This is a genomic window from Rhodomicrobium sp. R_RK_3 (assembly GCF_002198715.1).
GTDB lineage: Bacteria > Pseudomonadota > Alphaproteobacteria > Rhizobiales > Rhodomicrobiaceae > R-RK-3.
Genome location: NZ_MWLK01000032.1, coordinates 183,751 through 198,130, shown reverse-complemented (window position 1 = coordinate 198,130; position 14,380 = coordinate 183,751). Strand labels below are relative to the sequence as shown.

At 65.2% G+C, this 14,380-nt stretch carries 11 protein-coding genes; all 11 read left to right on the top strand.

The window, feature by feature from the left end; all coding sequences use genetic code 11:
* Positions 1-443 precede the first annotated feature (443 nt).
* The 11 genes from BLEFHOIH_RS19505 (at position 444) to BLEFHOIH_RS19455 (ending at position 14,372) form a co-directional block, all read left to right on the top strand.
* Positions 444-920, top strand: coding sequence for a GFA family protein (locus BLEFHOIH_RS19505; protein ID WP_348626058.1), 477 nt, complete (start codon positions 444-446; stop codon positions 918-920).
* A gap of 703 nt (positions 921-1,623) precedes the next feature.
* On the top strand, positions 1,624-2,472 hold the full coding sequence (locus BLEFHOIH_RS19500; protein ID WP_170937270.1) for an IclR family transcriptional regulator: 849 nt from the start codon (positions 1,624-1,626) through the stop codon (positions 2,470-2,472).
* Between the two features lie 42 nt (positions 2,473-2,514).
* Entirely contained in the window at positions 2,515-3,681 is a 1,167-nt protein-coding gene (locus tag BLEFHOIH_RS19495) for a zinc-binding dehydrogenase (RefSeq protein WP_088347693.1), read from the top strand.
* A 190-nt stretch (positions 3,682-3,871) separates the two neighbouring features.
* A complete protein-coding gene (locus BLEFHOIH_RS19490) occupies positions 3,872-4,789 on the top strand; it encodes an FAD binding domain-containing protein (protein WP_088347692.1) in 918 nt (305 codons plus the stop codon).
* Positions 4,782-6,662 carry a molybdopterin cofactor-binding domain-containing protein gene (locus tag BLEFHOIH_RS19485; RefSeq protein WP_088347713.1) on the top strand — a complete coding sequence of 627 codons (1,881 nt, stop codon included), beginning with the start codon at positions 4,782-4,784 and terminating at the stop codon, positions 6,660-6,662. Before BLEFHOIH_RS19490 ends, BLEFHOIH_RS19485 begins: the two co-directional genes overlap by 8 nt.
* Complete coding sequence (locus BLEFHOIH_RS19480) at positions 6,659-7,675, top strand: molybdopterin cofactor-binding domain-containing protein (protein WP_210191576.1); 1,017 nt, start codon at positions 6,659-6,661, stop codon at positions 7,673-7,675. Before BLEFHOIH_RS19485 ends, BLEFHOIH_RS19480 begins: the two co-directional genes overlap by 4 nt.
* Positions 7,676-7,754: 79 nt before the next feature.
* Positions 7,755-8,729, top strand: coding sequence for a tripartite tricarboxylate transporter substrate binding protein (locus tag BLEFHOIH_RS19475; protein ID WP_088347691.1), 975 nt, complete (start codon positions 7,755-7,757; stop codon positions 8,727-8,729).
* 73 nt (positions 8,730-8,802) lie between these two features.
* Positions 8,803-9,309 carry a tripartite tricarboxylate transporter TctB family protein gene (locus BLEFHOIH_RS19470; protein ID WP_125461805.1) on the top strand — a complete coding sequence of 169 codons (507 nt, stop codon included), beginning with the start codon at positions 8,803-8,805 and terminating at the stop codon, positions 9,307-9,309.
* Between the two features lie 4 nt (positions 9,310-9,313).
* Positions 9,314-10,825 (top strand): tripartite tricarboxylate transporter permease, encoded by a 1,512-nt coding sequence (locus tag BLEFHOIH_RS19465; protein ID WP_088347689.1) that lies wholly within the window; start codon positions 9,314-9,316, stop codon positions 10,823-10,825.
* Positions 10,826-10,862: 37 nt separating this feature from the next.
* A complete protein-coding gene (locus BLEFHOIH_RS19460) occupies positions 10,863-12,761 on the top strand; it encodes a thiamine pyrophosphate-dependent enzyme (protein ID WP_088347688.1) in 1,899 nt (632 codons plus the stop codon).
* 174 nt (positions 12,762-12,935) lie between these two features.
* Positions 12,936-14,372 (top strand): NAD-dependent succinate-semialdehyde dehydrogenase, encoded by a 1,437-nt coding sequence (locus tag BLEFHOIH_RS19455; protein ID WP_088347687.1) that lies wholly within the window; start codon positions 12,936-12,938, stop codon positions 14,370-14,372.
* The last annotated feature ends 8 nt before the right edge of the window (positions 14,373-14,380 follow it).

The following is a 14,380-nucleotide window of genomic DNA, read 5'->3' as shown; positions in this document are numbered from 1 at the left end:
ACCAGACCGTCACCGGGCGCGCCTGGCCGTCGGCGAACTGGTCGGCCTGCGGATAGGCGCCGCAGCGGCGCTTCAGATCGGCAAAGACCCTATAGCGGCCTTCGGCGTGGATCTGGCCAAGCCGGTCGTCGAAAATCCTGTTGTAGTCCATGCTCGCCTCCCATGGGGCGCTTAGGCGCTTCTTAGCGTCTACTCTAGCGGTTTTTCATAGGCTTGTGGATTTTTTGCACAATGAAGCCCCGCAAGCCGTCCCGCATCGCGGTTCAGCATCCGGGGCAAGCCTTGGCTTGTCATCCACCTCATTCGGCCCTGCTCAAATTATTATATGCGCCGCAATGGCATATGTAAGGCCCCGGCGGGGCGTGTTCGAGGCGTTGGACCTTGCGCCGCAGCCATAATTTGCCGGCGCGGCCAAGTGTTCGCCCGCCCGGCGAAGCGATGATATGAAGAGGTCATTGGGACCACGTCAATGGGGAGGATCAAAGATGCCAGACGGGGCCTTTGTGACGGGTAAATGTCTATGCGGCGCAGTCTCTTACGAGGTTGCGGGCGAGCCGGTGCGGATGTCGCAATGCCATTGCCGCGATTGCCAGCGCGCTTCCGGAACGGGTCATATGTCGCTCGCCTTCTTCAAGGCCGACGGCGTCGCCCTTCATGGCGAAACCCGGAGCTTTTCCGTGACGGCCGATAGCGGCAATCTGGTGACCCGGCATTTCTGCCCGGTCTGCGGCAGCCGCCTGTTCAGCGAGAATAGCGCCCGCCCCGGCCTTATCGGGCTCGCGGTCGGCTGCATGGAGGAGCGCGACTGGTTCGAGCCGCAAATGGTGGTGTTCACGAAGAATCGCTCCGCCTGGGACGTGACGCCGTCCAAGGTGCCGAGCTTCGAGGCCGCGGCGCCGGTGCCGCCGCCGGCCCGTTGAAGCGGGGCAGGAAGCCGTAAAGCACGCCGGCAGCCGAGTTCCCTCTCCCGTGGGAGCCCTTTGCAAAACTTCGAATCATTCGCCCCGGCCGTGAGAGCCGGGCCTACTCGCCTCTCCACTTGCCGCCGCGATAGCGGAAATATGATTGGGTCCCGGCTCGGCCTGACGGCCGTCCGGGACGACGGGAGAGGACCTTCGATACGCAAATGTCTCAATGGGGAGAGGGACAGGGTGAGGGGGTAATCCCTATCGGTAGGACGGACCTTGCCAACCGATAGGCATTACCCCCTCACCCGGCACGCTTCGCGCGCCACCATCTCCCGATGGGAGAGTCGATGGCGGCTCGGTACGACGAGAGACGCCGCGCGCTGGGCCGCTCCATCTCAACCGCTCGAAGGCACGCGCTCCGATCGCGTCGGGCGGGAAGCGCGGATTCGCCCCGCGCCTCCCGGCCGAATGCCCCATCGCCCGCCCGCCGGCACCGGCGCGGCGGGCTTTTTTGCGCGGTTTCCGCTCGCGAATAGGCTCCGGCTTGCCATAAACCGTCCCGCTTCCGGACGATAATTTCACAATGTCAAATTTCATTCGATAATGGCGAATGGCGTTTGACATTGCTCGATCAGTCGTGTTTCAAATCGATCACCGACGGAGCCAAGATTTGGAGCCACTCTTCGTGAAGATCCCTGGAGTAAATAACAGTCCAATGGTGGAAAGCGGCGCCGGCGGCGCGGCTCTGCCACAGGCTGTTTCGGAGGGGATCCGGAGCGCGCGCACCATCCAGTCCATCGAGCGGGCGCTCGATCTGCTCGACATTCTCGCCGCCGCCAATTCGGAGCTGCCGCTCGGCGAGATCGCCGCGCAGTCAGGGCTCAACAGCTCGACCTGCCACCATCTGCTGGCGACGCTGGTCAAGCGCGGCTATGTCGGCCGCAACCGCCGCGCCCGCACCTATTTTCTCGGCGCGCGCATCCTGGAGCTCTCCAATTCCAGGCTGAAGCAGTTCAACATTTCCGAAATCGCCATGCCGGAGCTGCGCCAGCTCAACCACACGACAGGCGAGAGCGTGCATCTGGCCGTCATGCAGGGCTATGCGCTGGTGACGCTGGCCAAGCTCGACGCGCGGCTGCCGGTCCGCGTCGGCTCGGATGCGATCGGCAAGTCCAATGCCGCCCATGCGACGGCGACCGGCAAGGCGATCCTCGCCTGGCTGCCGGAGCCGGAGATCGCCCGCGTCATCGCCAATCACGGCTTGCCGCGCTTCACCGAAAAGACCATCGGCACCATCGCCGGGCTGATGGAGGATCTTCGGCTGACGCGCCGCAACGGCTTCTCGATCGACAATGAGGAATTCCAGCCCGGCGTCGTCTGCATCGGCGCGGCGGTGCGCGATCATGCCGGCGCGGTCATCGCCGCCGTGAGCTGCTCGATGCCGCAGATGCGCGCCAAGGGCAAGCTGCGCGAGAAGGTCAAGCTCGCGGTCAAGCTCTGCGCGGCAACGATTTCCGAACGGTTGGGCTCGCCGAAGGACGGCGCGGCACCGAACCGGGTTTAAACGGATAAACGTCCCTTTGAAGGGACAAAGGGAGTTTATGTCATGCCCATGCCTGAAGGCGTAAAAACGAGCCCGGAATATAAAATCCCGGACATGATGAAAGCATGGGTTTTGGGTGATCCCGGCCAGCTCACTTACCAAGATAAGCCAGTGCCGGTTCCGGCGAAGGCGGAAGTGCTGGTGCGCATAGATGCGGTGGCGATCTGCGCTACCGATCTTGAGATCATCCATAATGGCCCCCCTGCCCAGATCCAGGGGGGCCTTCCTTTCAACAAGGGTTTTACGCCCGGCCATGAATATATGGGCACGGTCGTCGCGCTCGGGCCCGGCGTCGACGAGTATAAGATCGGCGAGCGCGTCACCGTTGAAATTCACGCCGGTTGTGGCCAGTGCAAGCGCTGCCGCGAGGGCATGTACACCGCCTGCCACAATTACGGGAAGAATTACGGCGAGGTGAACAAGGGTCACCGCGCCAACGGCTTCACCACCGATGGCGGCTTCGGCGAGTACCAGGTCAACAACATCAACACGCTGATCCATGTCGATGACAGCATGTCGGACGAGGAGGCAACCCTCGTCGTGACCGCCGGCACCGCCATGTACGGGCTGACCGAACTCGGCGGCCTGGTCGCGGGCGAAAGCGTCGTCGTCACCGGCCCCGGCCCGATCGGCCTCTTGGGGGTCGCCGTCGCCAAGGCGCTCGGCGCGCAGCCCGTCATCCTGACCGGCACGCGCGACAACCGCCTCGAGATCGGCAAGAAGCTGGGCGCGGATTACGTCATCAACGTCCGCAACGAGGACCCGGTCGAGGCCGTGCGCCGGCTGACGAACGGCAAGGGCGTCGATTACGTCGTCGAATGCTCGGCCGCCGCCAACGGCATCAACGAAGCCGCGCAGATGGTCAATCGCGGCGGCAAGATCTGTCTCGCGGCCTTCCCGCATGAATCCCCGGCGGTCGATGTCGCGCATATCGTGCGCAACAACATCTACCTCTACGGCATCAGAGGCGAGGGCAAGACGGCGACGCACCGCGCCGAGGCGTTTATGCGCCAGAAGCGCTTCGACGCCACGCTGATCCACACGCATACCTTCGCGATGAAGGACCTGCCCGAGGCGCTACGCTACGCCAAGGACCGGGTGGAGGACGCGATCAAGGTCGTGGTCAAAAACGATCACGCCGCGTCCGTCCAGGCGATCGCGGCGGAATAACCGCCCCGCGCCAATCCTAGGGCACGGTCCTGAAGAGGCCGTGCCCCAATTAACAAGATCGGGCCGCGTTCCGCTCATGCCGGAACGGAAGGCTCCGGCGTTGTTGGGAGACGCCTCCCAAATATTGCGCTTTGCCAGACGACCGAGCTGCCGCGGTTCGACCAGACCCGCTGTGCTTACGGAGTTCTGTATGCTGACATGTGACCACTACCTGATGCCGACCAGCCTCGAAGAAGCGCTCATGCTCTGGAGGGGCGCTCCAAGCGGCAGCCGGCTAGTGGCCGGAGCAACGGATATCCTGCCCTGGGCTCGCGAAGGCCGCGCTGGCGACGTGCATCTGCCATCGCTGATCGACCTCAGCCGCGTGAAGGAATTATGCGGTTACACCGTCGAGGCTGGCAAGGTCCGGCTCGGCGCGAATGTGGTCTATCAACAGTTTCTTGAAGATGAGACGCTGCGGCGGCATCTGCCGGCCATGCCGTTCTGCGCCATCTGGTTCGCCGACGACCAGATCCGGCAGCAGGCGACGCTGGCCGGCAACATCGTCAACGCCTCTCCGGCCGGCGACGGCATCCCGCCGGTGATCGCCATGAACGGCGAGATCGAAATGGCCCGGCTCGACGGCGACCGCATCGTCCGCCGCACCATGCGGGTCGCCGAGTTTCTGCGCGGGCCCGGCAAGACGGCGCTCGGCCCGGATGAGATCGTTACCGCCATCATCTGCGAGTCGATGGAGGGCTATGGCGGCTCGTTCCAGAAGGTCGGCCAGCGGCGCTCGCTGGTGATCTCCTCGGTCTGCGCGGCGGCTTTCGTTAAGACCGATCCGAGCGGCGAGATTTTCGAAGATGTCCGCCTGGCGCTCGGCGGGGTCGGCCCGGTGCCGCTGCGGCTCACCGATATCGAGGACATGCTGCGCGGCCAGCGCATCACCCGCCAGCTCGTCGCCGATGCGGCCGGGCTGCCGGCGGACCGAGTCGCCTCGCGGACGCGGCGGGACTACCGGCGCGCGGTGGTGCGCGGTTTCATCGAAGCAGCGATCGAAGATGCATTGGTGGCTTGCGGCGCGCCCCAGCCCGGCCCCGCGCAAAGGGAGGCAGCGCATGTCTGATCTCGAACTCGAAATGCACATCAACGGCCGGGCAGTGAAGCGCCGGGCCGCGCCGCATCTGCGCCTGCTCGACTTCCTGCGCGACGACTTGAACATGACCGGCACCAAGGAAGGCTGCGGCGCCGGCGAATGCGGCACCTGCTCGGTCTTCGTCGACGGCAAGCTGGTGAAATCCTGCCTGATGCCGGTCGGCAAGGCGAACGGCGCGCGCATCGAGACCATCGAGGGCCTGGCGCCGAAGGGCGGCGACCTCACCGAAGTGCAGCGCGCCTTTCACAAGACCGGCGCCAGCCAATGCGGCTATTGCATCCCCGGCATGGTGATGGCCGCGACCTCGGCGCTGCGGGAGAACCCGGATGCCGGCATCGAGGAGATCAAGGAACGGCTCGGCGGCAATATCTGCCGCTGCACCGGCTACACCAAGATTTTCGAGGCCGTGGAGATCGCCCGCGACGTCATCGCCGGGCGGCTGAGCGCGGCGGCGCTGGAGCCCGACCCGGCCGGCAACTCCTTCATCGGCAACAATGTCCGCCGTCTCGACGCGCCGAGCAAGGTCAGCGGCCGCCTGCGCTATGCCGGCGACATGGTGATGCCGGATATGCTGCATATGCAGGTGCTGCGCAGCCCGCATCCGCACGCCCGCATCCGCGTTATCGATGTCAGCGCCGCCCATGCGCTGCCGGGTGTCGCCTGCGTCATCACCGCCGCCGACGTTCCCGGCGAGGACGGCTTTGGCGTGTTCGTGCATGACCAGCCGATCATGGCGCGCGGCATCGTGCGCTATGTCGGCGAGGCGGTGGCGGCGGTCGCGGCCGAGGATGTGCTGACGGCGAAGGAAGCGCTGCGCCTCATCAAGGTCGAATATGACGAGCTGCCGGCGGTGTTCGACCCGGAAGACGCCATGAAGATCGGCGCGCCGGTGCTGCACGATTACGCGCCGACCAACATCACCAAGCACATCCCGATCCGCAAGGGCGATGTCGAGCAGGGCTTTGCCGAGGCGGACCTGATCGTCGAGGACTATTACGAGACGCAGCAGGTCGAGCACGCCTATCTCGAGCCGGAGGCGGGCCTCGCCTATGTCGATCACGACGATGTCGTCACGGTGATTTCGCCGAGCCAGAACATCACCCATCACCGGCACATGCTGGCCAAGATCATCGACAAGCCGATCAACAAGGTGCGGTTCATCATGAGCCCGGTCGGCGGCGGCTTCGGCGGCAAGGAAGACATGATCTACCAGGGCATGCTGGCGCTCGCCGCGATGAAATCCGGCCGCCCGGTGCGCCTCGTCTACACCCGCGAGGAGTCGATCATCTCGACGGCCAAGCGCCATCCGGCCCGCATCACCTACAAGATGGGCCTGAAGAACGATGGCCGCATCACCGCCGTCGAATTCAAGATGATCTCCGATGGCGGCGCTTACGGCATGTCCACCGAGGGCGTCATGCGCAAGGCGGCGATCCTGGCCTGTGGCCCCTACGACATCCCGAACGTCAAGATCGACACAATCGGCGTCTATACCAACAACACCCCCTCCGGCGCTTTCCGCACTTTTGGGGCGATGCAGGCGCAGTTCGCGACGGAATCCCATCTCGATATCTGCGCGGAAAAGCTCGGCCTCGATCCGTTCGAGATCCGCCGCCGCAACATGATGCAGGACGGGGCGATCACCCATACGCAGCAGACGCTCGGAAAAGTCTCGATCGGCACGGTGCTGGACGCCGCCGAAACCGCCTCGCATTGGGAGGCCGGCGCGCCGGGGCGCGGCGAAAGCCGCTCCGATCTCGGCGGCGAGGGTACGCGCGCGCCGTGTACGCTCGGCGCGCGTTTCGCTCCGGCGGTCGCCAAAGTGAAGAAGGAAGTCGCATGATGATGCAGCGGAAAATGCGCGGCCGCGGCGTGGCGGCCTCCTGGTACGGCATAGCCCGCACGGCGACCATCGACCGCGCTGGCGCCTGGGCCGAACTCGACGACGGCGGCACCGGCAAAATCGTCACCGGCGTCACCGAGATCGGCGAGGGCATCCTGACCGTGCTCGCCCAGATCGCCGCCGAGGAACTGGGCGTCCGCCCCGAGGACATCACCATCGGCGACAACGACACCGCCCGCTCGCCGGAGGCCGCCCATGCCGGCGCCACCCGCCAGACCTACATGATCGGCAATTCCGTGGCGCTCGCCTGCCGCGACGCCCGCACCAAGCTCGATGCCGAAATCGCTAAGGTCTGGGGCGTCGAGACCGAGACCATCCGCGCCTTCAATGGCGAGATCTGGTCCGAGGGCAGCAATCTGCGCATGTCGATGGAGGAAGCCGTCGACCTCTGCAAGAAGCGCGGCATTGTGCCGGTCGGCTCGGGCGCCTTCACCGCGCATGGCACCGGCCTCGATCCGGTCAACGGCACCGGCAGCCCCTGGCAGGCCTATGTGTTCGGCTGCCAGGTGGCCGAAGTCGAGGTCGACACGGTGACCGGCGAAGTGCAGGTGCTCGGCATCTGGGCGGCGCATGATGTCGGCCGCGCCATCAATCCGCGCGGCGTCGAGGGCCAGATCGAGGGCGGGGTGGTGCAGGGGCTCGGCCAGGCGCTGATGGAGGACTATCAGCTCGACAAGGGCCACACCAAGACCCATGGTTTCGCCAAGTATATCCTGCCGACATCTTTGGATATTCCGCAGATCAATACGACCATCATCGAGGACCGCGATCCCAAGAGCCCGCTCGGCGCCAAGGGCATCGGCGAGCCCGCGCTGGTCCCGACCGCGCCTGCCATTATGAATGCGATATATGACGCGGTTGGCGTCAGAATAAAGTCTTTGCCTGCAACGCCCGAGAAAATTCTCGCCGCGCTGGCAGAAAGAGCTATGCGCACTAAGGGCGTTGCGGCCTAAGCCAAAAGATGGCGCTGGACCCTCATTGGAGTTAGAAAACGAGCGTTGGGGCGAAAGCCCGTATTGGAGAGGACGCATAATGACGAAAGTAAATCGTGGAGTAATTCTGGCGTCGGCGGCGGCGCTGGTATTCGCCACTGGGCTCGGGTCGACCCCGAGCCGGGCAGAATTTCCCGAGCAGCCGATCGAAATGACTGTGATGTTCGGCGCCGGCAGCGCCGCGGACGTGACGGCCCGTCATCTGGCCGAAGGCATTGCGAAGCGCCTGAACGTGGCGGTTCCGGTGGTGAATCGCACCGGCGCCGGCGGCGCGGCTGGTCTCGTGCATATCTCGCAGCAGAAGCCGAACGGTTATTCGATCGTTTGGACATCCAACCAGATGTCGACGACCTACTATTCCGGCCAGCTCCCGCTCGCCTATGACAATTTCGCGCCCGTCGCCCGGGTGAGCGTCGAGACGCCGGCGCTCGCGGTCAAGGCCGACGCGCCGTGGAAAGACCTCAAGGAAATGCTCGAATACGCCAAGGCCAACCCGGAAAAGGTTCGCATCGGCAATTCGGGTGCCGGCAGCCACACCCACCTCTCGGCGGCGGCTTTGTTCGCCAGCGTCGGGGCCAAGACCATCGACGTGCCCTTCCAGACCGGTCAGGCGACCGTCAACCTGCTCGGCGGCCGCATCGAAGGCGCCGTGCAGCTTCCGGCCGCCTTCGTCTCGCATGTGAAGAGCGGCGACCTGCGCATCATCGCCGTGCTCGGCCGCGAGCGCGATCCAATCTTCCCGGACGTGCCGACCGCAAAAGAGCAGGGCTTCGACGTCCAGCTCGACATGTGGCGCGGCATCGCGGCCCCGAAGGACACCCCTCCGGAAGTCGTCGCCAAGCTGCAGAAGGCCATCGAAGAGACCGTCGCTTCGCCTGAATTCGTCGAAGCCGGCAAGACCGTCGGTTTCCGCCCGGCCTTCCTGCCGGCGCCCGATTTCGGCAAGCTGATCGCCAGCGACGACAAGAAGCTGGGCGAGGTCATGAGCCAGCTCGGCATGAAGAAGACGCAGTAGCCGACGCGAACAAGGCCGGCCGCGCGGCGCATGATGGCGCCGCGCCGCCGGCACTTTATGGGGAGACTATCCTGTGGCATTGAGCGAGGAATTGCCGCCCGCGCAGAAGTCCGGCTCCTGGCCGCGCTCGGTCTGCACCCGGCGCTGCGGATTGGCCGGCGGTATCGCGCTAGCCGCGATCGCCATGTTCTTCATCATCCAGTCATCGCAGTTGGAGTGGGGCTCGACGGCACTGCCGGGACCCGGCTTCTTTCCGATGCTTCTCGCCTTGGCGCTGCTGTTCTGCAGCGTATGGATCATCGCCCAGACCTGGGCTTCCGAGCCCACCGGCGAGACCCACGATCTCGGACACCGGGACGTCATCATCGTCATGGTCGCGATGCTGTTCGTGGCGCCGCTGTTCGAAACGCTCGGCGCCTACCTCACCCTGGGGATTTTTGCTTTTGTACTGCTGGTTCTGATCGCGCGCATCAACGTCGTCTACGCAGCGCTCTCCTCCGCCGTAAGCATGGTCGCCATCTGGTACTTTTTCCAGATCCTCCTTGGGCTGCAACTGCCCTGGGGCATCCTGCTAGGATAATCACATGTCAAGTTTCGACTATCTGGTCAACGGCTTCGGAACGGCCCTTTCCTGGCAAGGACTGTTATACTGTTTTATCGGCTGCCTCTGGGGGACCATCGTCGGCGTGCTGCCGGGCCTTGGGCCACTCGCCGGCATGACCCTGCTTCTGCCGCTCACCTTCGGCCTCGATCCGACCACCGGCATCATCATGCTGACCGGCATCTTCTACGGCTCGATGTATGGCGGCTCGACCACCTCCATCCTCGTGCGCATTCCCGGCGAAGCGGCTTCGGTCGTCACCTGCATCGACGGCCATGAGATGGCCCGCCAGGGCCGCGCGGGTCCCGCCCTGATGGTCGCCGCCGTCGGCAGCTTCATCGGCGGCTCCGTGTCGATCCTCGGCCTGATCTTCATCGCGCCGCCGCTCGCCAAGCTGATGATCCAGATCGGACCCTCGGTCGAAGTGATGCTGATCCTGTTCGCGCTGGTCGTCATCTCGCTGGTCTCGGCGGGTTCGCGCATCAAGACGGCGGCGATGATCTCGCTCGGCCTCCTGCTCGGCACGGTCGGCATGGACAAGCTCACCGGCTTTCCGCGCTTCACCTTCGGCAGCCTCGGCATCTCGGACGGCCTTTCCTTCGCCGCTCTCGCCATCGGCCTGTTCGGCGTCTCCGAAATCCTGACCAACCTGGAGAAGACCGACACCATCAAGGCGATCACGCCAAAGTTCCGCGACCTGATCCCGCGGGCCAAGGACCTGCGCGAGTCCTTCCCGGCCATCGCGCGCGGCTCGGTGATCGGCTCGATCTTCGGCATCATTCCGGGCGTCAGCCATATCGTCTCGACCTTCGTCTCCTATGCCGTCGAGAAGAAGCTGTCCCGCCATCCGGAACAGTTCGGCAAGGGCGCCATCGCCGGCGTCGCAGGCCCTGAAACGGCCAACAACGCCGTGACCGGCACCGCGATGATCCCGCTGCTGGCGCTCGGCATCCCCTCGATCCCGGCGACCGCCATCCTGCTATCGGCGCTCACCATTCACGGGGTGCAGCCTGGGCCGCTGCTGCTGACCGAAAACCCGCAGGTGTTCTGGGGGCTGATCGCCAGCATGTATATCGGCAACGTCATCCTCCTGATCCTGAACCTGCCGCTGGTCAGCATCTTCGTGAACCTGCTGCGCATCCCTTATGTCTATCTGGTGCCGATCATTCTGGTGATCTCGGTGGTCGGGGTCTACAGCGTGGACTTCAACGCCTTCGACATCTGGGTGATGGTGATCTCCGGTTTCGCCGGCTATTTCCTGCGCAAATTCGGCTACGAGATGGCGCCGCTGCTGCTGGCTTTGGTGCTCGGCGACCGGCTGGAGGAAAACTTCCGGCTCTCGCTCACCATGTCGGGCGGCCATTACTCCACCTTTGTCGACAACGCATCGCTGATCGTGCTCGGGGGATCGATCAGCCTGCTGCTGGCCGTCCAGGGCATCGCCTGGGCCTTCGGCTACCGCAAGACTTTCGCAGACGAGGCAGAGGGCGCTTAACAACAATGCCCTCGCTTTCCAAAGAGGACTGACTGTCATGTTGAACGGCGCAGGCGCGGCAGGTCCGCGCACGCGCATCGCGGAACGGGCGCGCGCCATCTCGGCGGCGGGCGGCCTTTCCGCGGCGCTAAGGACGGGTGCGCTCGACGGCACGCTCGAAGTGACGCTTTCGGAGGCCCTGATCCTGGGCCTCCTGAAGCAAGGCGTCCGCAAATATTTCGCCATCTTCGGCCACGGCTCGACGGATCTGGGCGAAGTGCTCCGCATCTATGAGGAGGCCGGCGTCACCCGCACCATCAATTGCCGCAACGAGGTCGAGATGGCGCACGCCGCCACCTGCCTCGCCTGGCAATATGGCGAGACGCCCGCCGTCGTCACCTCCATCGGGCCGGGCGCCTTGCAGGCCATGGCCGGTTCGCTGGCGGCAGCCTCGAACGGCGTCGGCGTCTACCACATCTACGGCGATGAGACGACGCGGGGCGAGGGCTACAACATGCAGCAGATCCCCAAGCGCGAGCAGGGCCTGTTCGGCCACCTCACCGCGCTGATGGGGGAATCCTATGTGCTGCATACGCCGGGCGCGCTGCGCGACGCGCTGCGGCGCGGGACGGCCTGCGTGCATCATCCCTATAAGGCGGGGCCGTTCTATCTGCTGCTGCCGCTCAACACCCAGCCGGAGCTGACCGAGGTCAATCTCGATACGCTGCCGGAGCGCTTTGCCGTGCCGCCTCTGGCGCCGCAGGGCAATGAAGCCTTCGACGAGGCCGTCAAGCTGATCGCGCAATATGACCGCATCGCCATCAAGGCGGGCGGCGGCACGCGCGGCGCGGGCGATCTGGTGCGCGGGCTGGCCGAGCGCATCGGCGCGGCCGTCGTGCTGTCGCCCGGCTCGACCGGCGTGCTGCCGGACGGCCATCCCCAGAACATGCATGTCGGCGGTTCCAAGGGCTCGATCTCGGGCAATTACGCCATGGAGAATGCCGAGCTGCTGATCGCCATCGGCACCCGCGCCGTCTGTCAGGCCGACTGCTCCGGCGTCGGCTATCCGAGCGCCAAGGCCGTCATCAACATCAATGGCGACTGGGGCGACCTGATGCATTACGCCAATACGGTCGGGCTCCCCGGCCATATCCCGGCGGTGATCGGGCGGCTGCTCGATCGCATCGGCGCGTCGAACGCCGTCGATCCGGCGCGCAAGGCGGATTGGCTCAAGGCCTGCGGCGAGAAGAAGACGGCTTGGCAGGCGTTCAAGCGGCAGCGCTTCGAGGCCGCTCCGCTGCAGGATGAGGTCTGGGGCCAGCCGGTGCTCGGCCAGCCCGCCGCGATCAAGATCGTCGCCGACTTCGCCAAATCGGCAGGCGCGGCCAAATATTTCGACGCGGGCGACGTGCAGGCGAACGGCTTCCAGATCGTCGAGGACGACCGGGCGGGCGACACCTTCACCGAAACCGGTGCGTCGTATATGGGCTTTGCCGTCTCGGCTCTGCTTGCGGGCGCCGCTGCGGAGACCCCGCGCTACGCCATCGCCTTCACCGGCGACGGCTCCTTCATGATGAACCCGCAGATCCTGATCGACGGCGTCGAGCACGGCGCGCGTGGCATGATCGTGCTGTTCGACAACCGCCGCATGGCGGCGATCACCGGCCTGCAAATGGCGCAGTACAAGGCCGAATTCCGCACCAATGACAGCGTGCCGGTCGACTATGTCGCCATGGCCGGGTCGGTGACGGGCGTCAAGGCGGTCTGGGGCGGCACCACGGCGGACGAATTGCGCAAGGCGCTGGCCGAGGCACGCGCCCATGACGGGCTGTCGCTGGTGCATGTGCCGGTCTACGCGGGCGAAGATCCGCTCGGCGGCATGGGTGCTTACGGCTCGTGGAACGTCGGCAACTGGGTCGAGGACGTCCAGGCCCGGTATATCAGGCAGAATATTTAACAAGAACAACAACGAGCCCCCTCACCCGGTCGCTTCGCGCCCGCCCTCTCCCTCGAGGGGAGAGGGCTAAAAAAGCAAGATGGCGCCCGCTTGCCCACTCCCCTCAATGGAGAGGGCTCCCGCCGCAGGCGGGTGGGTGAGGGGGCTTTTTCAGCGCCAGAATCGGAGACTCACATGTATCAGGACCTGCAGCTCTATATCGACGGCGCATGGGCGCCTGCCCGCTCGGGCGCTGTGAAGCCGGTCCATGATCCGGCGACCGAGGAGGCCGTCGGCACCATCAGCGACGCCTCGCCCGAAGATCTCGACCGGGCGCTCGCCGCCGCCGAGCGCGGCTTCGAAATCTGGCGCCGGACCGGCCCCTGGGAGCGCGCGGCCAAACTCCGCAAGGCCAGCGACCTCCTCCGTGAGCGCAACAGCCAGATCGCCACGCTGATGTCGATCGAAACCGGCAAGCCGCTCGCCGAATCCAAAGGCGAGACCAACGGCGCCGCCGACCAGTTCGAATGGTATGCCGAGGAAACCAAGCGCATCTACGGCCAGCTCATCGAGGCGCGGACGCGCGAATCCCGCATGGCGGTGATCTACCAGCCGGTCGGCGTCGTCGCGGCTTTCTCGGCGTGGAATTTCCCCGCGCTGCTGCCCGCGCGCAAAATCGCGGCGGCGCTGGCCGCGGGCTGCTCGATCATCATCAAGCCGGCCGGCGAAGCGCCGGCCTCCTGCGCCGCGCTGGTGCAGGCCTGCCACGATGCGGGCATCCCGGCGGGCGTCGTCAATTTCGTCACCGGCAATTCCGGCATGATCGCCAAGCACCTGATCGCCTCGCCCATCGTGCGCAAGGTCTCGGTCACGGGCTCGGTGCCGGTCGGCAAGCAGATCCTGCATCTCGCGGCAGACGGCGTGAAGAAGGTCTCGATGGAACTGGGCGGCCACGGCCCCGTCATCGTCTTCGCCGATGCCGATCCGCTGAAGGCGGCGGAGGTCTGCGCCAGTACCAAGTTCCGCAATTGCGGCCAGGTCTGCATTTCGCCGACGCGCTTCTATGTGCATGAGAAGAGCTACGACGCCTTCGCCGGACGCTTCGCCGAAATCGCCAAATCGATCAAGGTCGGCCATGGGCTCGAAGAGGGCACGCAGATGGGGCCGATGGCCAACAAGCGCGGGCTCGAAACCATCAAGGGCATGGTCGAGGACGCGGTCGGCCGGGGCGCGCAGATCCTCGCCGGCGGCAAGCCGCCGAAGGATTTCAATCGCGGCCATTTCTACGAGCCGACCGTGCTCGGCCGGGTGCCGGACGATGCCCTCGTCATGCGCGAGGAACCCTTCGGCCCGATCGCCCCGCTGACCTCCTTCAAGGACTATGATGAGGTGATGCGCCGCGCCAATTCGCTGCCCTTCGGCCTTGCCGGCTACCTGTTCACCAACGATCTTGGTACGGCGACCCGGGCCTATGAGGACCTCGAAGTCGGCATGGTCGGCATCAACGAGATGCTGCTGGCGACGGCGGAAGCCCCCTTCGGCGGCATCAAGGAAAGCGGCATGGGCCGCGAAGGCGGCTCGATCGGGCTGCAGGATTATCTCGAGCCGAAATATGTGAAGATGAAGCTTTAGCCGATTCC